The following is a 20,763-nucleotide window of genomic DNA, read 5'->3' on the forward strand; positions in this document are numbered from 1 at the left end:
TTTTAATGAACATAGTAATTATTAATTATTTCACAATTTTGTATTGCATCTCAAAAATTATTATTGTTTATTTTTACTTTTAAACCAATAATGAAAAAAGTTAATGATAAAGTTATTATTGCTAAAATTGGTACTAAAATTACACAAAAAATAACTCCAATTTGTAATTGAATTCAATTGTAATAATTTCCATTACAATTAGTTATTGAACATACAGATTTGGGAGAACAACCTAAAATATGGATTATACTGGTTCTACTTAATATTTCAAATCCATTTTTTTCTAGGTTTATATATTTTTTTGTTAATAAATTGTAAATATGAGAATGATAATCACAAGAACCTATAATAGTTAAACCTATAATCATAATTAAAATAGTAAAAATAAATAATAATACAGTTAATAACTGTAATTTTTTCAGTGTTTTAATTTTCATCTTTAAATTCTCCTTAACTTTACTTCATAAGTTTAACATTTAACAAACTTAATTATAAGTATTTTAGTTGCAATTAATTGAAAAAAAATTATATTATTTAAATACAATTTCATAAAAATCCAAATTATTTCTTGTCTAAAAAATAATAAGACTATATGAATTAATTTATATTCCGGATTTTTGACAACCGCCCAAGCAGGAACGTATCATAATGAAGGGAAAATTAGTTATCCAGTAAATTTAACTGATACTATTAGTTATTCATATTATTGATCACAAACAGGTCAATGAAGTAAAAGTGATTATACTATTAAAGATTTGATTAAACTTTTAGTTGATAACGGTTATAAAGAACAACTTAAAATTGGTTCTAACACTTATTCAATTATTTCAACAGATAATCCCGATAACCCAAATACTGTTTTTTTAAATTTACCTATTTCTTGAGATTCACAGGGTGGAAAATTAAATGTAACATTTGATGAAAAATCTTTATAGTTTAATATGAATATAATCTTAGTTAATCATTAACTTTTTTAATAAAATTGAAGTTTAAACTTCAATTTTATTTTTTTGTATTAGTAAATAATTAATACTTTTATTTTGTTTAATGAATTTTTCTTCATATTCAGTTTTAATAAATGCTTCATCATTTTTTATTATATTATTATCTTGATGTAGATTGATTGTATATTCTAGTAAATTTCATTTATTTTTTTGAAATTCTAAGAACCTGTTTAGGATCTTTTTTGATTAATTTTTAATAAAATTTATATTATAATGGTTATTTTATAATAAAAAATAGATTTTTAGTCGATAAGTTTTCAAATGATAAAATCTTTTTAACAAAAAAATGAAAAAGAAAATAAATTATTGGTTAAGTACCTATTTATAAATGATTATTTCTTGTTTTAGTTAAATTCTATTAAAAAGATCCTAAACAGGTTCTAAAAGTGAATAATTAAATAAATTGTTATTATCTGTTTTAAAGTGAAGTTGACCATTTTTTATTAAAATTTTTGGTATGTTAATCTTCTTTTAAAATGTCTTTTTTTAGGTCATGGATCAGAAAAATTTAAATAAATTTTATTAATTTCATTATTGGCAAAAAAATCTTTTAAATTTATGGTATCTTCTATAATTATTTTTAAATTACATAATTTGTTTTCAATTAATTTTTTTAATAATATAGTTACAATAGAAATGTTTTTTTCAATAGCAATATAATTTTGATTTGAATTTTGTTTAGCAAGATTTATAATGAAATTTCCTTTGCCACTTCCAATTTCAATATTGATTGGGTTTTTATTTTGAAATATTTTTTTATTTCATTTCCCTTTGTAATTATAGGGATCATTAATACATAAATTATTATGTGTTAAAATAAATTCTTTTGCTCATGGCTTATTTCTTACTCTCATTGTAATTCCTTTTCTAATTTAATCAACATAGTTGTTATAAAAGTGTAACTTACTAATTTTAGAATTATATCAAAATTGAAGTTTAAATATCTTTTGCTAAAAGAATTTCATTATTATATTTATATCATGTAATATTTTTATTTAAATAAATTTTGTGAAATATTATAATTATATATTACCTTTTACTTTTTTAAAGTAAGAAAATAATAAAAAAATAATGGTATTTTATTATTTTTTTAATAAAAATCTTTATTTTTTACAATTAAATTAATAGTTAAAAGATTATGAGTAAAAAACCCATTATTTTTTTTGTTTTTTTTGTATTTTGCTATTCCCTTTTACCATTACACTATGTTATACTTACAAGGCGTGATTGTTATGTATAAATGCTGATACACTGATATCAGTTGTCATTATATCACATGTTTTGTTCTTTATTTTATTAAAAATCGTTCTAAGGAGGATATAGCCAATGGCAATCATAGGAGACAAAGTAAAAATTCGTTTAGAAAGTTATGATCACTCAGCTATTGACCAAATAGCACAGAAAATTAAAGATGTGTTAAAAAAAGAAGGTGCTGAAGTGGTAGGTCCAATTCCATTACCAACTCATAAAGAAATTTTCACTATTCTTCGTTCACCGCATAAACATAAAGATTCACGTGAACAATTTGAAAAGAGAACTCACAAAAGAATTATTGGTGCTCAATTATCACCAAAATCTTTAAATGCTCTAAGTGGACTTACTATCCCTAATAGTGTTAGTATCTCTTTGATAATCGAATCTAAAGATGAAAAAAAATCAACTTTAAATCAAGTATCAAAAAAGATTAAGAAAAAAGATTATTAAAATCGATAAATATTAATTATTTACAACATATTCCAAGGAGGAAATTATGAAAGGAATCTTAGGTAAGAAACTAGGAATGTCACAAGTTTTCTTAAACAACGGACAACTAGTTCCAGTAACAATTATCGAAGTACAACCAAATGTAGTAAGTCAAGTTAAAACAAATGTAAAAGACAAATATAGTAGTTTACAACTTGCAACGTTCGATCTTCGTGTTACTTTATCAAACAAACCAACAATCGGACACTTTAAAAAAGCCGACAGTCAACCTAAGCGCTTCGTGAAAGAAATTCGTAACATGAACGGATTTAATCATAAAGATCTTATTAATGTTGCTGACGTATTCACAGCAGGTGAATTCGTTGATGTTCAAGGAACTTCTAAAGGTAAAGGATTTACAGGACGCATTAAACGTCATAATCAATCACGTGGTCCAATGGGTCATGGATCAGGTTTACATCGTCAAATGGGTTCAACAGGTTCTATTAATGCTAACCGTGTGTTTAAATCACAACCAATGCCAGGGCAAATGGGAAATGTTAAACGTAGTGTTGCTAACTTAGAAGTTATTAAAGTAGATAAAGAAAATAATTATCTTTTAGTAAAAGGTTCAGTTCCAGGACCAAAACAAGGCTTTCTTGTTATTAAACAAGCAGTTAAAAAACCAATTCTCAAAACCCCAGTATCATTAGTTGTTAGAAATCAAAATACTACAACCGAAGTTACTGATGGTCAATAAAGTTAATTATGGAGGATAGCAAAATGAAAATTAATGTTGTTAACAACGCTGGAACAAAAGTTAGCGAATTAACTTTAAACGAAAAAATTTGAGGAATTGAACCCCACAAGCAAGCGCAGTTTGATAGTTTATTAAGTTATAATGCTACAAAACGTCAAGGAACACACGCTGTTAAAAGTCGTGCTGAAGTTGCTGGCGGTGGTAGAAAACCATGAAAACAAAAAGGAACAGGGAATGCGCGTCAAGGCTCAATTCGTTCACCACAATGAAAAGGTGGGGGGATTGTTTTTGGACCAAATACTGATCGTATTTATTTAATTGGATTACCAAAAAAAGTAAGAAGATTGGCAATAAAATCAGCATTGGCTGCCAAATTCCAAAATAAAAACATAGTTGTAATTGATGAATTAAACTTTGAAAAACCTTCAACTAAAATTATGTTAGAAACTTTAAAAGTTTTAGAATTAGCAAACAATAAAACACTAATTGTTTCAGGAATAAGCAATAAAGAAACAGTTATTAAATCAGGTCGCAATTTACCTAGAACAACAACAATCGCTGCTAATAGTATTAATATTTACGATTTATTAAATGCTAAAAAAGTATTGTTTACTACTGAGGCAATTAAAATCGTTGAGGAGGCTTTAATTTAATATGCATTTAAGTGAAGTTATAGTAAAACCAGTATTAACTGAGAAAACTTATAAACAAATGGCTGAAGGTATCTATACATTTACTGTTAACCGTAAAGCTAATAAAAGTCACGTTAAAAAAGCCTTTGAACAGATTTTTGAAGTTAAAGTAGCAGACGTTAATATTATTAATAGTAAACCAAAAACTAAAACTGTTGGTAGATTTGTTGGAAAAACATCGGCAGTAAAAAAAGCTCTTATTAAATTAGCTCCTGGTGAACAATTAAGTTTGTTTAGTTCTGAAGAACAAAGCTAATGAGATTGGAAGGAGAAAAAAACAATGGCAATTAGAAAAATTAATCCCACTACTGCAGGAAGACGTAATATGACCGTTCTAGATTACAAACAGAACTTAACTATTGGTAATAGCCCTGAAAAATCTTTATTAGTAAATTTAGTTAAACAAGCTGGTAGAAATAATCAAGGTAAAATTACAGTAAGACATCAAGGTAATGGTCATAAGGTTAAATACCGTATTATTGATTTTAAACGTAACAAAGACAATGTAGTTGGAACAGTTAAAACAATTGAATATGATCCAAATCGTAATGCTAACATTTGTCTTATTTCTTATCTTGATGGTGAAAAGCGTTATATCTTAGCACCAAAAGGAATCAAAGTAGGAGATAAGTTATTAAGTGGTGAAAACAGTGATACTTTTAAAATTGATATTACTGTTGGTAACTCTTTACCATTATCACAGATTCCACAAGGAACAGTTGTTCATAATGTTGAATTAAAACCAGGTAAAGGTGGACAAATGGCACGAAGTGCTGGTGGTAGTGTTCAAATTCTTGGTCGTGATGAAACAGCTAAGTATACATTATTAAAATTAACATCAGGTGAAGTTAGAAAAGTATTAAGTAATTGTCGAGCTACAATTGGTACAGTTGGAAATGATGATCATAACTTAGTAAACATTGGTAAAGCAGGAAGAAATCGTTGAAAAGGAATTAGACCTACTGTTCGTGGTAGTGTTATGAATCCAAATGATCACCCACATGGTGGAGGAGAAGGTAAAGCCCCAATCGGAAGAAAAGCTCCAGTAACACCATGAGGTAAAAAAGCATTAGGTTTAAAAACTCGTGATAGTAAAAAAGCATCAAATAAATTAATTGTACGAAGAAGAAATGCAACAAAGTAGGAGGAAAGTAATATATGTCAAGATCTTTAAAAAAAGGACCCTTTGCTGATAGTCATTTATTAAACAAAGTGGAAACTCAAAATAAAAATAAATCAAAAAAAATTATTCAAACTTGATCTCGTCGTTCAACAATTTTCCCACAATTTGTTGGACATACATTCGGTGTACATAATGGCAAAACACATTTACCTGTATATGTAACAGAAGATATGGTTGGTCATAAATTAGGAGAATTCGCACCCACACGTAAGTTTGGTGGTCACGGTTCTGACAAGAAAAAGCATTAGGAGATAGAAATTATGGAAGCAAAAGCTCATTTAGATAAATTACGCATTAGTCCAAGAAAAGTGTGTTTAGTAGCCGATTTAGTTCGTGATAATGCTGTTGCCAAAGCTCTAGTAATTCTAGCTCATGAAAAAAAACGCGCAGCACAGCCAATTATAAAATTAATTAATTCAGCAGTTGCTAATGCTGCTAATAACTATGGAATGGAAGCCAACAAATTACGTATTAAGGAAATATTTGTAAATGAAGGTCCAACTATGAAAAGATTTATGCCCCGTGCTCATGGTAGAGCATATCAAATCTTAAAAAGAACAAGCAAAATCACTATCGTGGTTAGCGATAATTAGGAGGTAAATAAGTAATATGAGTCACAAAGTTAGTCCAAATGGATTAAGATATGGTATCAATAAAGATTGACAATCACGTTGATATGCAACTAGTAATGAAGATTTAGCAAAATGAATTTTAGAAGACCACAAAATTAGAAAAGCACTATTTGCGCATTTAAAAACTTCTGGTGTTTCTAAAATTGAAATCGAAAGAACTAAATCACAAATTACCTTATTTATCCACTGTGTTCGTGTTGGTTCAGTTTTAGGGCAAGGCGGTTCAAACATTGAAGTATTAACAACACTAGTTCGTAAAACAATTAAAAATCGTAAAATAGGTATTAGAATTAATGTTGTTGAAATTAAAAATCCTGATATTGATGCGCAAACAATTGCTAATACATTAGCACAACAAATAAGCAATCGTATGTCACATCGTACAATACAAAAATTAGCAATTCGTAAAGCACTTCGTGCTGGAGCAAAGGGAATTAAAACTCGTGTTTCAGGAAGACTTGGTGAAGCGGATATGGCACGTGTTGAAGGCTATTCAGAAAGTAGTGTTCCTCTAGCAACATTACGTAGTAATATTGATTATGCTACTGCTGAGGCAAAAACAACTTTTGGTCAAATTGGTATTAAAGTTTGAGTATATAAAGGTGAAATTTTATCAGGAACTGACTCAACTCAACCTGAAATTATTTCAAAATATAATCAAAGAAATAATAACAATCGCCGAAATAATTACCCACAACAACCACGTAAGGAGGTAAAGTAAGATGGCTATACCTAAGAGATATAAACACTCTTGCGTCCACCGTTTAAGTTATGAAGGAACTGCAAAAGGTTGTAAAACAGTTGCTTTTGGAACTTACGGACTTCGTGCTGAAGAAGGTTCTTACATTACTGAAAGACAAATTGAAGCAGCCAGAGTAGCAATGACACGTTACATGAAACGTGGTGGAAAAGTTTGAATTAGAATCTTTCCACATTTACCAATTACTAGAAAACCAGCGGAAGTACGTATGGGTTCAGGAAAAGGTTCAATTGATCATTGAGTCTCAGTAGTAAAAGCAAAAACAGTTATGTTTGAAGTATCATATCCTAATGAAGCAACAGCACGTGAAGCATTGCGTCTTGCAATGCACAAGTTGCCAATCAAATGTAAAATTGTTACTAGAGAAATAAAACCAACAGAAGAAGTAAAGGTTGCTAAAAATTTAACAACAGAATTGGGTGAAGCAAATGGAAATGCAAGTAATTAAAAATAAATCAACTTTAGAATTACAACAACACGAAGAAACTCTTCGTGCACAATTGTTTGCTTTACGAATTCAAAGTTCGTTAGGTAAACTAGAAACTCCGCATATGATAAATAATCTTCGTAAGGATATTGCTCGTATTAAAACTGAATTAACTATCAGAATTAATAATGGTGAAAAAATCAAACCATTACATATTAATAAAATGGTATTACCAGAAGAAAGTAAAGAAAGCAAAAAAACTAAAAAAGTTGCTAAAGTTGATGATAAAAAAGATATTAAAGTTAAAACAATAACTAAATCAGAAGTTATTAAAGAATCAGATAAAATTGCTAAAAAAGAAGTTACTGAAAAAACAACTAAAGCAAAACCATCAAACAAAGAAGTTAAAAAAGTTACTGCTACTAAAGTAGAAAAACCATCTAAAAAACCTACAGTTAAGAAAACTGTGACACCAGTTAAGGAGGACAAAGAATAATGACAAATATTATTCCAAACAAACAACGTAAAACTTTTGTTGGAATTGTAAGTTCTGACAAAAATGATAAAACAATTACTGTTGTTGTTGAAACTTCAAAACGACATCCAATGTACCATAAAAGTTTTAAGTCAACTAAAAAGTATCATGCCCATGATGAAACTAACCAAGCTAAAATTGGTGACAAGGTTGAAATCATTTCAACTCGTCCACTTTCAGCTCTAAAACGCTTCCGTTTGTTAAAGATTATTGAATCTAAAACAAATAAAAAAGCTTAATTAACCAGGAGGATAAGAAAGATGTTACAAAATCTATCGTGAGCCAATGTGGCTGACAACACTGGTATTAAAGAAGTTATGGTTATTAGAGTTTTGGGTGGTAGTACTAAAAAATTTGCTAAAATTGGTGATATTGTTGTTTGTTCAGCAAAATCAGTAACACCTAATAGTGCAATGAAAAAAGGACAAGTTGTTAAAGCAGTTGTCGTACGTAGTAAATTTGGTATAAAACGTAATGATGGTTCTTGTGTAAAATTTGATGATAATGCAGTAGTAATTATTAAAGAAGATAAAACGCCACGTGGTACTAGAGTATTTGGTGTCTTGGCTCGTGAAGTTAAAGAGCGTGGTTATAATAAAATTGCTTCTTTAGCAGAAGAAATTGTTTAGGAGGATGAAATAAATGGCAAGCAAAAAGAAACCAGTTATTAGTCTTGATACTAAATTAAAAAGAGGCGACCAAATTAAAATCATTGCAGGAAAGCATAAAGGTCATACCGGACCAATTATCCAAGTACTTCGTGAAAAAAATCGTGTTATTATTGAAGGTATTACTGCTAAGAAAAATAAAAAACCTACTCAAAATGATCAAGAAGGTGGAATTGTGGAAGTAAAAACTAGTGTTCACATTTCTAATGTAATGATCCTTGATGGTAAAAAAGATAAAAAAGTAACAAAAATTGGCTACAAAATTGATAAAGATGGCAAAAAAGTTCGTATTGCACGAAGATCTGAAACAGAATTACGATAATAAAGGAGTAACAGCATAAAAATGAATCGTTTACAAGAAAAATATAATAAAACTATTATTCCCCAATTGCAAAAAGAATTAAATTTTACATCAATAATGCAAGTACCCAAAATTGAAAAAGTTGTTATTAATATTGGTGTTGGAGATGCAAGTAGTAATCCAAAAGCCATTGATAATTCAGTATCTGAATTATCAAAAATTACTGGTCAAAAACCAATTATCACTAAAGCGAAAAAATCAATTGCCGGCTTTAAATTAAGAGCAGGAATGCCAATTGGTTGTAAAGTTACATTACGTGGCGAAAAAATGTATGATTTCCTTGATAAATTTATCTCAATTTCTTTACCAAGAATTCGTGATTTTCAAGGTTTATCAGTTAAAGCATTTGATCAAAATGGTAATTACACTGTTGGTATTAAAGAACAAATTATTTTTCCTGAAATTAATTATGAAGAAGTAGATAAAGTTCGTGGTATGGAAATCTCAATTATTACCACAACATCAAATAATGCAACAGCATTATTGTTATTTAAAAAAATAGGATTACCGTTTAAAAAACAAGGAAAGCAGGTGGCATAAGATGGCAAAAACTTCATTAAAAGTAAGACAAGCCCGTAAATCAAACTTTAGTACGCAAGCATATACACGCTGTCAAAAGTGTGGCCGTCCTCATGCGGTTATTCGTAAATTTATGTTATGCCGTATTTGTTTTCGCGGTTTAGTATACCAAGGACAAATTCCTGGTATTAGAAAAGCATCATGATAGGAGGTATATAATTATGATGACAGATCCAATAAGTAATATTTTAACAGTTATTCGTAATGCTATTAGCGCTGCGGATAGCAGTAAACATCGAGTAGTTAGTGTACCTTCTTCAAAACAACTAGTTAAGATAGCCGATATCTTGCAAAAAAATGGTTATATTGAAAAATATCGTGTTACTAAAGAAAATCCTAGCAAACCTAAATTAGAACTTTTATTAGTTCATACTGGTAAAAGTTCAATTCTTGGTTTAAAAAGAATATCTAAACCAGGATTAAGAATGTATGCAAAATGTGAAGACTTACCAAGTGTGTTAAATGGTTATGGAATTGCAATCATTTCTACATCAAAAGGTATTATGACAAATAAACAAGCAAAAAAACTTGGTCTTGGTGGCGAAGTTCTTGCTTATGTATGATAAGGAGGAAACTATATGTCACGTATTGGTAACCGTATCCTTACCATTCCAGTAAATACTTCAATAACGCTAGATGCAAGTAACTTGTTAACTGTTACAGGAGCAAAAGGTTCTTTAAAAAAACTATTACCAAATGTTATTAAAATTAACGTTGATGAAGAGAAAAAAACAATTACTACAACAAGACCTGATGATAACAAAAAAAATAAACAACTTCACGGAACAACTAATTCATTAATTAATGGAATGTTAGTTGGTGTATCAACAGGTTTCATGAAAGAATTAGAAATAAATGGTGTTGGATATCGTGCTGCTGTCCAAACTAATATCTTAAATTTAACATTAGGATATTCTCATCCTATTAAGTTTGAAATTCCGCAAGGAATTACCATTGTTGCTCCTAAACCAACAGTATTACAAATTAGTGGTATTGATAAACAATTAATTGGAGAAGTTGCAGCCAAAATTCGTAAATTCCGTAAACCAGAACCATATAAAGGTAAAGGAATTAAATATAAAAATGAACACATTCGTCGTAAGGAAGGAAAAGCTGCTGGTAAAGGTAAATAATCTTATACTGGCACTTAAGGAGAATAGAAAATGATTAATAAACAACAAGCTCGTAAAGTTCGTCATTATCGTATTCGTAGTAAAATTATGGGTACTAGTGAAAGACCACGCTTAAATATCTTTAAATCTAATAATAGTTTTTATGCTCAAATTATTGACGATACTGCTTCAAATACAATTATTGGTGTATCAACATTAACATTTAAAGATTTAGCATCAAAAAGCAATATAGATGCTGCTACTAAACTTGGAGAAACAATTGCTAATTTAGCTATTAAGAAAAAAATTAAAAAAGTGGTTTTTGATCGTGGTGGATATTTATATCATGGTAAAGTGAAAGCATTCGCAGAAGCAGCGCGTAGTGCTGGATTAGAATTCTAAAAAAGGAGAATTAAAAGTATGAGTTTAGAAAATAAAAAAACAATTATTGATGATAAAGAAAATACTGAAGTTCAAAAATCAGTAGCAAAACCTTCTGTTAAAGCAGAAGTAAAAAATCCTACTGGTAATGAAAATAAAATTAGACATACTAATTCATCACAACCAAGAAATAGCCACGATAAAAAAGAAAATAAAGTTCGTGAACCACGTAAAAATTTTGAACGTAAACCAAAAACTCCAAGTGAATTTATTGAAAAAGTGATTTGAATCAGAAAAATTAACAAAGTAACAACTGGGGGAAGAAGATTGCGTTTCTCTGCTGCTGTTGCTATTGGTAATGGTAAAGGAGTAGTTGGTTTTGGTATATCTAAAGCCAATGAAGTTCCTGATGCAATTAAAAAGGCAATTGAAGCTGCTCACAAAAATTTAACAACAATTACGATAACTAAAAACAATAATTCTATTGTTCATGAAGTTAAAGGTAAATATTGTGGAAGTGAAATTTTATTAAAACCAGCTAAAGAAGGAATCGGAATTAAAGCTGGTGGATCTGCTCGTGATATTTTAGAATTAGCTGGTATTCATAATATTTATTCAAAAGCATTTAGATCTAGAAATAAAATTAATTTAGCTAGAGCAACAATTGCAGGTCTTGGCAATGTTAAACCAGCAGAATATTTTATAAAAAATAAAAATCTTACTACTAAGCGTAGTAATGGTTAGAGGTGGATTATGGAAACAACATTACATAACTTAAAACCAACACCAGGTTCTCGTAAAGACATTAAACGTTTAGGTAGAGGAACTTCATCTGGAAAAGGTAAAACGGCTGGTAAAGGGACAAAAGGACAAAATGCCCGTACCGGTGGTGGAACAAGACCCGGATTTGAAGGAGGACAAACACCACTGTACCGTCGTATTTCAAAACGAGGATTTACTAACTTTACTACAACCAATTATAGTATTATTAACTTAGAACAAATTGATTTAATTAAAGAGCATGAAATAACACCTGAACTTTTATTTCAATTAAAATTGATTAGAAGTAAAAAAGATGGTATTAAAGTTCTTGGTAAAGGTAAATTAACAACACCAAAAACAATTAAAGCTCATAAATTTTCAAAATCAGCAATTACTGCTATTGAACAAGCCGGAGGAAAAGCGCAGGTGATCTAAGTGTTCACAACAACCCGTGAATTAATAAAAAAGTATAAAGAAGTTATAATTAGAATTTTATTTACCATTTTTATTTTATTTATCTTTCGTGTTGGATCATTTATTACAGTTCCAGGAGTAACTTTGAATGAAGATTTAAGTAGCAGTAATAGTAGTGGTATTGAATTCTTTAATTTAATTTCAATGTTAGGTGGTGGTGCTATTAGCAGATTTTCTGTTTTTGCACTTGGAGTGTCACCTTACATTACTGCATCAATTATTGTGCAGTTATTATCAACTGATGTTGTTCCTACTTTAACAAGATGAGCTAAATCAGGAGAAAAAGGTAAGAAAAAATTAGAGTTAATGAATCGAGTATTAACTGTCCCCTTTGCTATTATGCAAGGTTTTGCCACAATCTTTGGTTTACAATCTCAACATATTATTAGTGTTGATTGAAATTCGGGATCGGGAGCAGCTGGACCAGAAGTTTTCTATTATGTATTGATTCCAGCTATTTTACTAGCAGGGACAATGTTATCATTATGAATGGCTGATCAGATTACTAATCGTGGTATTGGTAATGGAATTTCACTAATTATTTTTGGTGGAATTGCTGCTAATTTACCATTTAACTTAGCTTCAACTTTTAAGTATTGAGTAGGACCAGATACTAATCAAGGTGTTATTTTTCAAGGGGCTTTAAAATTTGCTCTTTATTTTGCAGCCTTCCTACTGATTATTCTTGTTGTTGTATTCTTTAGTGAATCAGAGCGACACTTACCAATTCAACAAACTGGTAGTGGTTTAACTTTAAAGGGTGATAAAAGTTCTTATTTACCTTTAAAAGTTAACTCAGCCGGAGTAATTCCTGTTATTTTTTCTTCGGCACTAATTACTGCTCCAATGACAGTGGCGCAAATTGTTGATCAAAATAGTAGTTTTGCTAATTTTGCTAAAAATTATTTATCTTTACAGTCGTGGCCGGGAATTAGTATTTTTGCTATAATGACGATTATGTTTACTTTTTTATATGCACAAGTGCAAATTAATCCCGAACAAATGGCTAAGAATTTTCAAAAATCAGGAACTTATATTCCTGGCGTTCAGCCAGGGAAGGAAACAGAAGTTTATATTAAAAGAATGTTAAATCGTTTAAGTACGATTGGTTCCTTTTTCTTAACTGCTGTTGCAGTAACCCCATTTTTAATTTCTAAATTTACTAATCTACCTTCTTCATTAGCAGTTGGTGGAACTGGATTAATAATTATGGTTGGAGTAGCACTAGATACAACAAAACAAATTAAGGGACGAATTACTCAACATTCATTCTTAAATTATAAGGAAAACAAAGATGTTAAAGAACACTTATGGTCTTAGGAGGTAACGATGAATTTAATTATTTTAGGTCCACCAGGATCGGGGAAAGGGACACAGTCACAGTTTCTGAAAGAACAATATAATTTAATGCATTTATCAACTGGTGATTTGTTTCGTGATGAAATCACAAAACAATCACCAGTAGGTAAAAAAGCTCAAACTTATGTTAATAAGGGTCAATATGTTCCTGATGAGATTACAAATGAGATTATTAGTAATACTTTAAAAGATATTAAACATAATTTTATTCTTGATGGTTATCCAAGAACAATCTCACAAGTAGCATCATTAGATAAAGTATTAACAAGTTTGAATGAAACGCTTTCAATGGTATTGTATCTAGATATTAATGAAGAAACAGTTATTAAACGTTTGTCTTCAAGAGTTACTTGTCCTCAATGTAAAGCAATTTATAATCTTAATTTCCTACCACCAAAGATTACTGGAATTTGTGATAATGATGGGGTAAAATTAATTAAGCGAATTGATGATAGTGATGAAAAGACAATTATCAATCGTTTAAAAACTTACAAAGTAGCAACGGCACCATTGGTAGATTCTTATCAAGAACGTGGACTGTTAAGAACAGTGGATGCCAACCAAGATAATAGTGATATTAAAAAACAAATTAAATCATATTTATCATCATTAAAAGGAAATAAAAATAATGGTTAGCATTAAAAGTCAAAGTGAAATTCAAAATATCAAAGCCGCTAGTCAAGTTGTAGCACTTATTCATAAAGAGTTAGCAAAGATAATAAAAGTTGGAATAACTGGTAAAATGCTTGATAAAGTGGCAGCACAAATTATTAAAGAAAATAATGCTATACCTTCTTTTTTAAATTATCATGGTTTTCCTGCCACGATTTGTGTTTCAGTTAATGAACAATTAATTCATGGCATTCCTAATGATAAACCTTTTAAAATGAATGATATTGTGAAAATTGATGCTGGTGCTGCTGTTAATGGTTATCATGCAGATGCTGCCTTTACAATGTGTGTTGGTGGTAAACCAACACCAGAACAAGCAAAACTTATTAATGTGACTAAAGAGTCATTAAATAAAGCAATAGCAATTATTGCACCAGGAGTTAGAATTGGTGATATTAGTAACACCATTCAAACTTATGTAGAAAGCGAAGGCTTTTATTTACCAACATCATATACTGGGCATGGTATTGGTAAAAAACTCCACGAAGACCCAGCTATTCCTAATGTTGGTAAGCCCAACATCGGAATAAAATTGCAGTCAGGAATGACAATTTGTATTGAACCAATGGTTCAAACAACAACTGATAAAATTCTGGTTTTAAGTGATAAGTGAACAGTAGTTGCTGCTGATAAACAGCAAACCGCTCACTTTGAACACACTATCCTAGTAACTAATGATGGATGTGAAGTACTAACAATACTTAATGAAAATCAAAAAAATAATGAGGAATGTAATTAATGGCTAAACCAAAACAAGTAGTTAAACCCAAAGTTCAAAAAGTAAAAAAAACTAATGATAGTACTATTGAATGTGAAGGTATAGTAATAGAAGTCTTACCTAATGCTAGATTTAAAGTAAAGTTGAATGAATATGACTTTACTCCTATTGTAAGACCATCGGGTCGTATGCAAACACATAAAATTAAAATTATCAAAGGTGATCATGTAAAAGTTGAATTATCAACTTATAATTTAACTGAAGGACGAATTACTTTTCGTAACAGAATGGCTACTACACATTTACCGATAAATAAAGATGATGAAAACAAAGAAAACTAATAGTTTAACAGGAGGAAAATGATGAAAGTACAAGCATCAGTTAAAAAAATTTGTGACAAATGTCAACCAATCAAACGTAAAAAACGTAATGTAATCATTTGTGAAAATCCTAAACATAAGCAACGTCAAGGATAGAAATATTAAGGAGGAAAAATAAATATGACATCAAATACTAACAATGCAAGTCGAAGAATTGCGCAAGTAAATATTCCTGGAAATCAACATACAGTAATTGGTTTAACAAGAATTTATGGAATTGGTCGCAGCAAATCTTCAGAAATATTAAAAGAACTAAAAATTGAAGAAACTAAAAAAATTAATGAATTAACAGAAAAAGAATTAAGTTCAATTAGTCAATTAATTGAAAAGAAATATAAAACTGAAGGTGAACTAAGACGTGAAGTGTCTTTAAACATTAAGAGATTAATGGAAATTGGATGTTATCGTGGTATTCGTCATCGTAAAGGATTACCAGCGAGAGGACAATCAACAAAAACTAATGCAAGAACTTGCAAGGGACCACGTAAAACGGTTGCTAACAAGAAAAAAGCAAGTTAATTAGGAGGAAAAAAATAATGAATATAAAAACAACAGTAAAGAAAAAAATTAAAGTTAATCCTAATTTTATTAAAGCAAAAGCATTTATTAAAGCAAGTTTTAATAATACTATTGTTACTATTACTGATCTTAATGGTAATGTTATTGCTTGATCAAGTGCTGGAGCAGTAGGTTTCAAAGGAACTCGTAAATCAACTCCTCACTCAGCACAGTTAGCAGCTGAAGCTGCAGGTAAAACTGCTATGGAACACGGAGTTAAAATTTTAAGTGTTTTTGTTAATGGAACAGGACCAGGAAGAGAACCATCAATTCGTAGTTTACAAGCAGTAGGTTTTGAAATCAAAGATTTAAATGATGTGACACCAATCCCTCATAATGGTTGTCGTCCACCAAAAAAACCAAGAAAATAAAGTAGGTGAAAATAAAACATGGAACAACAATTTTTAAAACCAAAATTTAGTTTAAACAGTGAAAATAGTGCTATTAATTACAGTGAATTTATTGTGAGTCAATTAGAACGTGGTTATGGAACAACTTTAGCTAATGCCTTAAGAAGAACATTATTATCTTCAGTACCAGGTATTTCTGTATATGCAATTAGAATAAGTGGTGTATCTCATGAATTTACTGCAGTTAAAGGTGTAATTGAAAATGTTTCTGAAATAATTTTAAATGTTAAGGACTTAGTTTTAGCCTTTGATGGTGATATTCAAAAGGACGAAAAAATTGCTAATTTAAAAATTAGTATTACTGGTGAACAAGATATTACTGCTGGAGATATTATTTGTCCAACTGATGTTAGAGTAGTTAATCCAGAATTAATTATTGCTCGAACAACTTCAAGAAATGTTCTTTTTGAAATGGAATTAATGGTAAAGAAATCTCGTGGTTATTCTTCATTTGAGGAAAATAAAAAAGAAATTGCTAATAGTTCAGGCATTATTGCTATTGATTCAAACTTTTCACCCGTTGAAAAAGTTGATTATAAAATTGAACCTGTAACTAAAACATTAAAAGGTATTGAATATGAAAAATTAATTCTTGGTGTACAAACTAATGGTTCAGTTAAAGCAGCATCAGCTATTGCAATGGCAGCTAAAATTTTAATGAGTCATATTGAATTTTTTGTTAATTTAGATGATAATGTTAAAAACTTTGAAGTTATTTCAATTACTAATGAGCAAGAAAATAATGATTTAAACAAAGCCTTAGAAGAATTGAATTTAACTGTTCGTTCATACAATTGTTTAAAACGTGATGGTTATAAAACTTTGGGTGATATTGTAAGTAAAAGTTTAGATGAAATTAAACAAATTAAACATTTAGGTTCAAAATCAATTAAAGAAATTGAAGATTGTGTATCAAAACATAATTTAGAGTTTTCTATTAAAAACTAAAAAGGAGGATAAGAAAAAATGTCATATATTAACGATATCGGAAGAAATAGTGCTAAAGTAGATGCTGAAATCCGTAATTTAGCAAGTGAATTAATTGTTCATGGAAAATTAGTTTTGTTAGAAAAAAGAGCAAAAAGATTACAAACATTTATTGAACCTTTAGTAACATTAGCTAAACGTGGTGATTTGCATTCAAGAAGAATGGCAATTGCTAAATTGCGTAAAATTACAACTAAAGAGCATCCAAAGGATGGTGTTATTCCAACATTATTTGGCAATATTGCTGAAAGATATAAAGACCGTAAAGGTGGATATACAAAGTTAATTAAAGTAGATAATAGAACTGGTGATAATGCGCCAATGGTATTAATTACTTTTGTTTAATTAAAAATATTAAAGCAAGAAAATTTTTGGAAAGAGTAAAGCATTTTTATGTTTTCTCTTTTTTATTTTGTCCCACTTTTAGTTATTTTTAATAATTAATTTATAGTTAATATTTAAAAATTTTTTATTTTGTCCCAAAATATTTAATTTTGTCCCAAAAATAAAAAAAATATATTATAATTTAATAGAATTACGAAAAAATTTTGGTAAATATGATCCAAACAAAGTTGTTATTGATCAAAATTTTAGTAATAATAAAGGAATTAAAATTAATAAAGATTTTGATAGTTTTTCGTTAGTTGCTACGAGAGTGGATTTATTTGATCATATATCAAAGCCAATAAAATATGGAGCAATTATTCATTTAAAAGAAACAGAGAAAGGTTCATTAAATGATTTTATAAAATTAAATTTCGAAAATATAATTGAAGTAATCACAACACAGGAAATTGAACTTGATGCATAGTAATTTTGATTTTTTTGGTTTTATTTTTTATATAGTAAAATTTAGTTTTTTTATATATTTTTTAAAATTATATAAAGTTAGAAAACCTTTATGATATTATTAATTCATAATTTAATAAATGTTTAGTACTAATATGGATATTTTATCTATATTAGTTTCTTTTATGTTTATTAAATTTTACTTTTAATTTGAATAAAAAGGAGAAAATGAAAGATGATATCTATAGAAAATATTAGTAATTTAGATATAGAGATATTTATTAAGAATGTAAAAAAAATATTTTAAGAAAAAATTAATACTTATCAACTTATTGATAAATCTTTTAAAGAACTAGAAAATTTTAAAATTATAGAAGAGATAAAATTAAAATTACAAGATAATCTTAAAATAATAAAAGAAAGATTAATTAACTATGAATATGCTAAAGATGGGGATAGTTTAAAAGATTCTGTAGAATTAAAAAAGTTAGAATTGTTTTTAGAAGAATTAGAAAATATAATAGTAAATAATTATGATATTAATATTAGTTATAAATGTGCTAATTTTCTTATTATGAATGATGAAAAGGAACAATTAGTAAAATTATTTAAAGTTAATGATTCAATTTTATTTAAAAGTAAATTAAGTTTTGCATTAGCAAAAAAATTAATTGAAGAAGGAAATATCAAAGGTATAAAATTATTAACTAATATTATTAGTTTAGAAGAAATAATTGATAATGAGAGTAATCTTTTTCATATTGCTGCAAATAATGGTCAAATTGATATTTTAAAATATTTATTATCAATTAATAAAGAATTAATTAATAATAAAAATAAAAATGGAGGAACACCTATTGAATGTGCTTTCGAATATGCTGCCAAACGTTTTATCAAATATGGTGAATTTGATAATGAAGTTATTGAATTTTTAATTAATAATTCTAATGTTAATTTATTGTTTACTAATAATGAATTATGAAAATCATTAGATCCTAACTGAAATATTAATTCAATTAAAGGATGAAATATATTCCATATAGCAACACTTTTTGGAAATGTAGATATTGTAAAATTATTAATACAAAAATTAAATGATCAATCATTAATAAATTATGCAGCAGAAAAAATTGGTACTCCTTTACAATGTGCAATTGTAGGTGCTAGTGTTGATACAACGGGCCTACCTAAAGAGGGAATGCCTTGAGTTAATCCATTAGGTTACTTTAGATTTATATCAAATAATGATATGGGTATAAAGGACAGTAGAACTAAAATTTTAGTTGAAAATTATAAAGAAATTGTAAAAACATTGCTTTCTATTTTGTCTTATGATCAAATTAATTCTAAGAACCTGTTTAGGATCTTTTTAATAGAATTTAACTAAAACAAGAAATAATCATTTATAAATAGGTACTTAACCAATAATTTATTTTCTTTTTCATTTTTTTGTTAAAAAGATTTTATCATTTGAAAACTTATCGACTAAAAATCTATTTTTTATTATAAAATAACCATTATAATATAAATTTTATTAAAAATTAATCAAAAAAGATCCTAAACAGGTTCTAAGGACACTGAAGGAGATAGTCCAGTTCATGATTGTGTACTAAGATCTAATGTTGAATTATTAAAATTAGTATTAAACGCAGGTGGTGAAATAAATATACAAAATAATTTAGGATATACTCCCTTGCATCAAGCAGTTCTTTATTCTAGATTTGAAGTAATAGAAGAACTGTTACAAATACCTAATATTGATTTAACAATAAAAGATAAAACTGGATTAACTGCATATGATTTAATTGTGAAAAAAAGTAATAGAAAAGATAAAATTAAAATAATAAATTTAATAGAAAATTATCTCTTAAGTAAAAATATTAAATTTGAACGTTTTGTTGAAGTTATTATTGATAATAATATATAGCTAACTAAAGTAATGTTTACTCATATCTTGAAAAACAAAATCAATCGCTTTTTTAATATTTGGTCAATAATTTGGTAATATTTTTCTTATATTATGTTTTATAGCAAATCAAAAATGTTCAATTGGATTTAAATTAGGAGAATATGGCGGAAGAAATAATAGTTTGCATCCAGCATTTTCAATTAATTGTTGTGTTAATTTAGATTTATGAAACGTTGCATTATCTAAAACTATAATTTGTCCACGCTTTAATACTGGAATTAGTTTATTTTTAACATATGATTCAAAAATTTTACTATTGCAATGTCCTTCAAATGCTCATAAGGCTTTTAATTTACCTTTATTTAGTGAACCAATTATACTCATTCTCTTTATTTTATATGCGGGTTTATTATCAAATAATCTTTTACCTTTTTCAGATCAACCATATTTATAAAATTCATTATCATCAATTCCAGATTCATCAATATATACTAAATCTTCATTCATTATTTTAGCTATTTCTTTTAAAAAATCTTCTTGTTTATTTTTATCTCTTTGTTCATATAGAAAAGTTTTTTTTATATGTATAATTTAGTTTTTTAAAATAGTTATAAACTGTTTCTTTAGTCATATTTCCAAATTTATCAATTACTTTTTGAACTGTAACATCTTTATTTTCTGCTAAATAATTTTTTAATTCATCTAAATCCTTTATTTTGTGGCTATGTCCTTTTTGATAATTCAAAATTGGTTTTATATGCCCAGTTTCTTTTTTTCTTTTTCTTCATAAAAATAAAGTCTTTCTAGTGATATTGAACACTTTACAAATTTCTTTAATTTTCATATTTTTACTTTCATAAGCTTCTATTACTTTTCTTCGTAAGTCTTCACTGTATGGTTTTGGCATAATTTAATCTTCCTAATCTATTTTAATTATTGCTGAATTGTACTTTTAAATTCAAAAACTG

Annotated in this window: 35 protein-coding genes and 2 pseudogenes; 33 read left to right on the forward strand and 4 right to left on the reverse strand. The window is 28.0% G+C overall.

The features are described from left to right. Positions 1–2: 2 nt before the first annotated feature. Positions 3–437 (reverse strand): hypothetical protein, encoded by a 435-nt coding sequence (locus ACQH26_RS00605; protein ID WP_425382535.1) that lies wholly within the window; start codon positions 435–437, stop codon positions 3–5. A gap of 180 nt (positions 438–617) precedes the next feature. Between ACQH26_RS00605 and ACQH26_RS00610 the strand changes: the two genes are divergently transcribed. After that, entirely contained in the window at positions 618–935 is a 318-nt protein-coding gene (locus ACQH26_RS00610; RefSeq protein WP_425382536.1) for a hypothetical protein, read from the forward strand. A gap of 512 nt (positions 936–1,447) precedes the next feature. Here the strand turns inward: ACQH26_RS00610 and ACQH26_RS00615 are convergent. Continuing rightward, on the reverse strand, positions 1,448–1,858 hold the full coding sequence (locus tag ACQH26_RS00615; RefSeq protein ID WP_425382537.1) for a hypothetical protein: 411 nt from the start codon (positions 1,856–1,858) through the stop codon (positions 1,448–1,450). A gap of 478 nt (positions 1,859–2,336) precedes the next feature. Between ACQH26_RS00615 and rpsJ the strand changes: the two are divergent. The 32 genes and pseudogenes from rpsJ to ACQH26_RS00775 form a co-directional block, all read left to right on the forward strand. Continuing rightward, positions 2,337–2,639, forward strand: a pseudogene (rpsJ, locus tag ACQH26_RS00620) (30S ribosomal protein S10); the annotation flags it as partial. A 115-nt stretch (positions 2,640–2,754) separates the two neighbouring features. Beyond that, a complete protein-coding gene (gene rplC, locus ACQH26_RS00625; RefSeq protein WP_174480934.1) occupies positions 2,755–3,447 on the forward strand; it encodes a 50S ribosomal protein L3 in 693 nt (230 codons plus the stop codon). Positions 3,448–3,470: 23 nt separating this feature from the next. Continuing rightward, entirely contained in the window at positions 3,471–4,100 is a 630-nt protein-coding gene (gene rplD / locus ACQH26_RS00630; protein ID WP_425383050.1) for a 50S ribosomal protein L4, read from the forward strand. Between the two features lies 1 nt (position 4,101). Next, positions 4,102–4,395, forward strand: a complete 294-nt coding sequence (gene rplW, locus ACQH26_RS00635; protein WP_252319250.1) for a 50S ribosomal protein L23 — start codon at positions 4,102–4,104, stop codon at positions 4,393–4,395. A 24-nt stretch (positions 4,396–4,419) separates the two neighbouring features. Then, positions 4,420–5,283 (forward strand): 50S ribosomal protein L2, encoded by an 864-nt coding sequence (rplB, locus tag ACQH26_RS00640; RefSeq protein ID WP_425382538.1) that lies wholly within the window; start codon positions 4,420–4,422, stop codon positions 5,281–5,283. A gap of 14 nt (positions 5,284–5,297) precedes the next feature. Continuing rightward, positions 5,298–5,570, forward strand: coding sequence for a 30S ribosomal protein S19 (gene rpsS, locus ACQH26_RS00645; RefSeq protein ID WP_425382539.1), 273 nt, complete (start codon positions 5,298–5,300; stop codon positions 5,568–5,570). A gap of 12 nt (positions 5,571–5,582) precedes the next feature. Next, a complete protein-coding gene (gene rplV / locus ACQH26_RS00650) occupies positions 5,583–5,915 on the forward strand; it encodes a 50S ribosomal protein L22 (protein ID WP_425382540.1) in 333 nt (110 codons plus the stop codon). A 16-nt stretch (positions 5,916–5,931) separates the two neighbouring features. Continuing rightward, positions 5,932–6,675, forward strand: coding sequence for a 30S ribosomal protein S3 (rpsC, locus tag ACQH26_RS00655; protein ID WP_425382541.1), 744 nt, complete (start codon positions 5,932–5,934; stop codon positions 6,673–6,675). A gap of 1 nt (position 6,676) precedes the next feature. Next, positions 6,677–7,162, forward strand: coding sequence for a 50S ribosomal protein L16 (rplP, locus tag ACQH26_RS00660; RefSeq protein WP_281748520.1), 486 nt, complete (start codon positions 6,677–6,679; stop codon positions 7,160–7,162). Next, positions 7,143–7,637, forward strand: a complete 495-nt coding sequence (gene rpmC / locus ACQH26_RS00665) for a 50S ribosomal protein L29 (protein WP_425382542.1) — start codon at positions 7,143–7,145, stop codon at positions 7,635–7,637. The genes rplP and rpmC overlap by 20 nt, the downstream gene beginning before the upstream one ends. Continuing rightward, entirely contained in the window at positions 7,637–7,915 is a 279-nt protein-coding gene (rpsQ, locus tag ACQH26_RS00670) for a 30S ribosomal protein S17 (protein ID WP_252319243.1), read from the forward strand. Before rpmC ends, rpsQ begins: the two co-directional genes overlap by 1 nt. 21 nt (positions 7,916–7,936) lie before the next feature. Beyond that, positions 7,937–8,305: a 50S ribosomal protein L14 gene (rplN, locus tag ACQH26_RS00675; RefSeq protein ID WP_425382543.1), complete on the forward strand. Its 369-nt coding sequence runs from the start codon at positions 7,937–7,939 to the stop codon at positions 8,303–8,305. Between the two features lie 13 nt (positions 8,306–8,318). Beyond that, a complete protein-coding gene (rplX, locus tag ACQH26_RS00680; RefSeq protein ID WP_338974153.1) occupies positions 8,319–8,666 on the forward strand; it encodes a 50S ribosomal protein L24 in 348 nt (115 codons plus the stop codon). Between the two features lie 21 nt (positions 8,667–8,687). Beyond that, entirely contained in the window at positions 8,688–9,245 is a 558-nt protein-coding gene (rplE, locus tag ACQH26_RS00685) for a 50S ribosomal protein L5 (protein ID WP_425382544.1), read from the forward strand. Position 9,246: 1 nt separating this feature from the next. Beyond that, the gene (locus ACQH26_RS00690; RefSeq protein WP_425382545.1) at positions 9,247–9,432 is read left to right on the forward strand and encodes a type Z 30S ribosomal protein S14; all 186 of its coding nucleotides are present in this window, start codon (positions 9,247–9,249) and stop codon (positions 9,430–9,432) included. Between the two features lie 13 nt (positions 9,433–9,445). After that, complete coding sequence (gene rpsH / locus ACQH26_RS00695) at positions 9,446–9,850, forward strand: 30S ribosomal protein S8 (protein ID WP_425382546.1); 405 nt, start codon at positions 9,446–9,448, stop codon at positions 9,848–9,850. A gap of 12 nt (positions 9,851–9,862) precedes the next feature. Further along, positions 9,863–10,417 (forward strand): 50S ribosomal protein L6, encoded by a 555-nt coding sequence (gene rplF / locus ACQH26_RS00700; RefSeq protein ID WP_425382547.1) that lies wholly within the window; start codon positions 9,863–9,865, stop codon positions 10,415–10,417. A 30-nt stretch (positions 10,418–10,447) separates the two neighbouring features. Next, on the forward strand, positions 10,448–10,798 hold the full coding sequence (rplR, locus tag ACQH26_RS00705) for a 50S ribosomal protein L18 (RefSeq protein WP_174480918.1): 351 nt from the start codon (positions 10,448–10,450) through the stop codon (positions 10,796–10,798). Positions 10,799–10,816: 18 nt separating this feature from the next. Beyond that, positions 10,817–11,521: a 30S ribosomal protein S5 gene (rpsE, locus tag ACQH26_RS00710; protein WP_338974152.1), complete on the forward strand. Its 705-nt coding sequence runs from the start codon at positions 10,817–10,819 to the stop codon at positions 11,519–11,521. Between the two features lie 9 nt (positions 11,522–11,530). Further along, positions 11,531–11,974, forward strand: a complete 444-nt coding sequence (gene rplO / locus ACQH26_RS00715) for a 50S ribosomal protein L15 (protein WP_174480916.1) — start codon at positions 11,531–11,533, stop codon at positions 11,972–11,974. Then, positions 11,975–13,333: a preprotein translocase subunit SecY gene (gene secY, locus ACQH26_RS00720; protein ID WP_425382548.1), complete on the forward strand. Its 1,359-nt coding sequence runs from the start codon at positions 11,975–11,977 to the stop codon at positions 13,331–13,333. 9 nt (positions 13,334–13,342) lie between these two features. After that, the gene (locus tag ACQH26_RS00725; RefSeq protein ID WP_281748525.1) at positions 13,343–14,008 is read left to right on the forward strand and encodes an adenylate kinase; all 666 of its coding nucleotides are present in this window, start codon (positions 13,343–13,345) and stop codon (positions 14,006–14,008) included. Continuing rightward, positions 14,001–14,783, forward strand: coding sequence for a type I methionyl aminopeptidase (gene map, locus ACQH26_RS00730; protein ID WP_425382549.1), 783 nt, complete (start codon positions 14,001–14,003; stop codon positions 14,781–14,783). Before ACQH26_RS00725 ends, map begins: the two co-directional genes overlap by 8 nt. After that, positions 14,783–15,103, forward strand: coding sequence for a translation initiation factor IF-1 (gene infA, locus ACQH26_RS00735; protein WP_348774424.1), 321 nt, complete (start codon positions 14,783–14,785; stop codon positions 15,101–15,103). Before map ends, infA begins: the two co-directional genes overlap by 1 nt. A 21-nt stretch (positions 15,104–15,124) precedes the next feature. Continuing rightward, positions 15,125–15,238, forward strand: coding sequence for a 50S ribosomal protein L36 (rpmJ, locus tag ACQH26_RS00740; RefSeq protein WP_174480911.1), 114 nt, complete (start codon positions 15,125–15,127; stop codon positions 15,236–15,238). A gap of 24 nt (positions 15,239–15,262) precedes the next feature. After that, entirely contained in the window at positions 15,263–15,661 is a 399-nt protein-coding gene (gene rpsM / locus ACQH26_RS00745; protein WP_174480910.1) for a 30S ribosomal protein S13, read from the forward strand. Positions 15,662–15,678: 17 nt separating this feature from the next. Beyond that, positions 15,679–16,071 carry a 30S ribosomal protein S11 gene (gene rpsK, locus ACQH26_RS00750; RefSeq protein WP_252319229.1) on the forward strand — a complete coding sequence of 131 codons (393 nt, stop codon included), beginning with the start codon at positions 15,679–15,681 and terminating at the stop codon, positions 16,069–16,071. Positions 16,072–16,089: 18 nt separating this feature from the next. Beyond that, a complete protein-coding gene (locus tag ACQH26_RS00755; protein WP_342218613.1) occupies positions 16,090–17,058 on the forward strand; it encodes a DNA-directed RNA polymerase subunit alpha in 969 nt (322 codons plus the stop codon). A gap of 18 nt (positions 17,059–17,076) precedes the next feature. Then, on the forward strand, positions 17,077–17,442 hold the full coding sequence (rplQ, locus tag ACQH26_RS00760; protein ID WP_252319218.1) for a 50S ribosomal protein L17: 366 nt from the start codon (positions 17,077–17,079) through the stop codon (positions 17,440–17,442). A 310-nt stretch (positions 17,443–17,752) separates the two neighbouring features. Further along, on the forward strand, positions 17,753–17,908 hold the full coding sequence (locus ACQH26_RS00765; protein WP_425382550.1) for a hypothetical protein: 156 nt from the start codon (positions 17,753–17,755) through the stop codon (positions 17,906–17,908). Positions 17,909–18,379: 471 nt separating this feature from the next. Further along, positions 18,380–19,273: a hypothetical protein gene (locus ACQH26_RS00770; protein ID WP_425382551.1), complete on the forward strand. Its 894-nt coding sequence runs from the start codon at positions 18,380–18,382 to the stop codon at positions 19,271–19,273. A 192-nt stretch (positions 19,274–19,465) separates the two neighbouring features. Beyond that, a pseudogene (locus ACQH26_RS00775) lies at positions 19,466–19,813 on the forward strand (ankyrin repeat domain-containing protein); the annotation flags it as partial. On the opposite strand, the gene ACQH26_RS00780 reads toward ACQH26_RS00775, so the two are convergent. Both ACQH26_RS00780 and ACQH26_RS00785 read right to left on the reverse strand, forming a co-directional pair. Further along, positions 19,814–20,302, reverse strand: coding sequence for an IS630 family transposase (locus ACQH26_RS00780; RefSeq protein WP_425381862.1), 489 nt, complete (start codon positions 20,300–20,302; stop codon positions 19,814–19,816). It lies immediately after the preceding pseudogene. A gap of 40 nt (positions 20,303–20,342) precedes the next feature. Beyond that, positions 20,343–20,702: a helix-turn-helix domain-containing protein gene (locus ACQH26_RS00785; protein WP_425381863.1), complete on the reverse strand. Its 360-nt coding sequence runs from the start codon at positions 20,700–20,702 to the stop codon at positions 20,343–20,345. Positions 20,703–20,763: the final 61 nt, after the last annotated feature.

This window comes from Spiroplasma endosymbiont of Melieria omissa, from assembly GCF_964031175.1.
Lineage (GTDB): Bacteria > Bacillota_I > Bacilli_A > Mycoplasmatales > VBWQ01 > Spiroplasma_E > Spiroplasma_E ixodetis_A.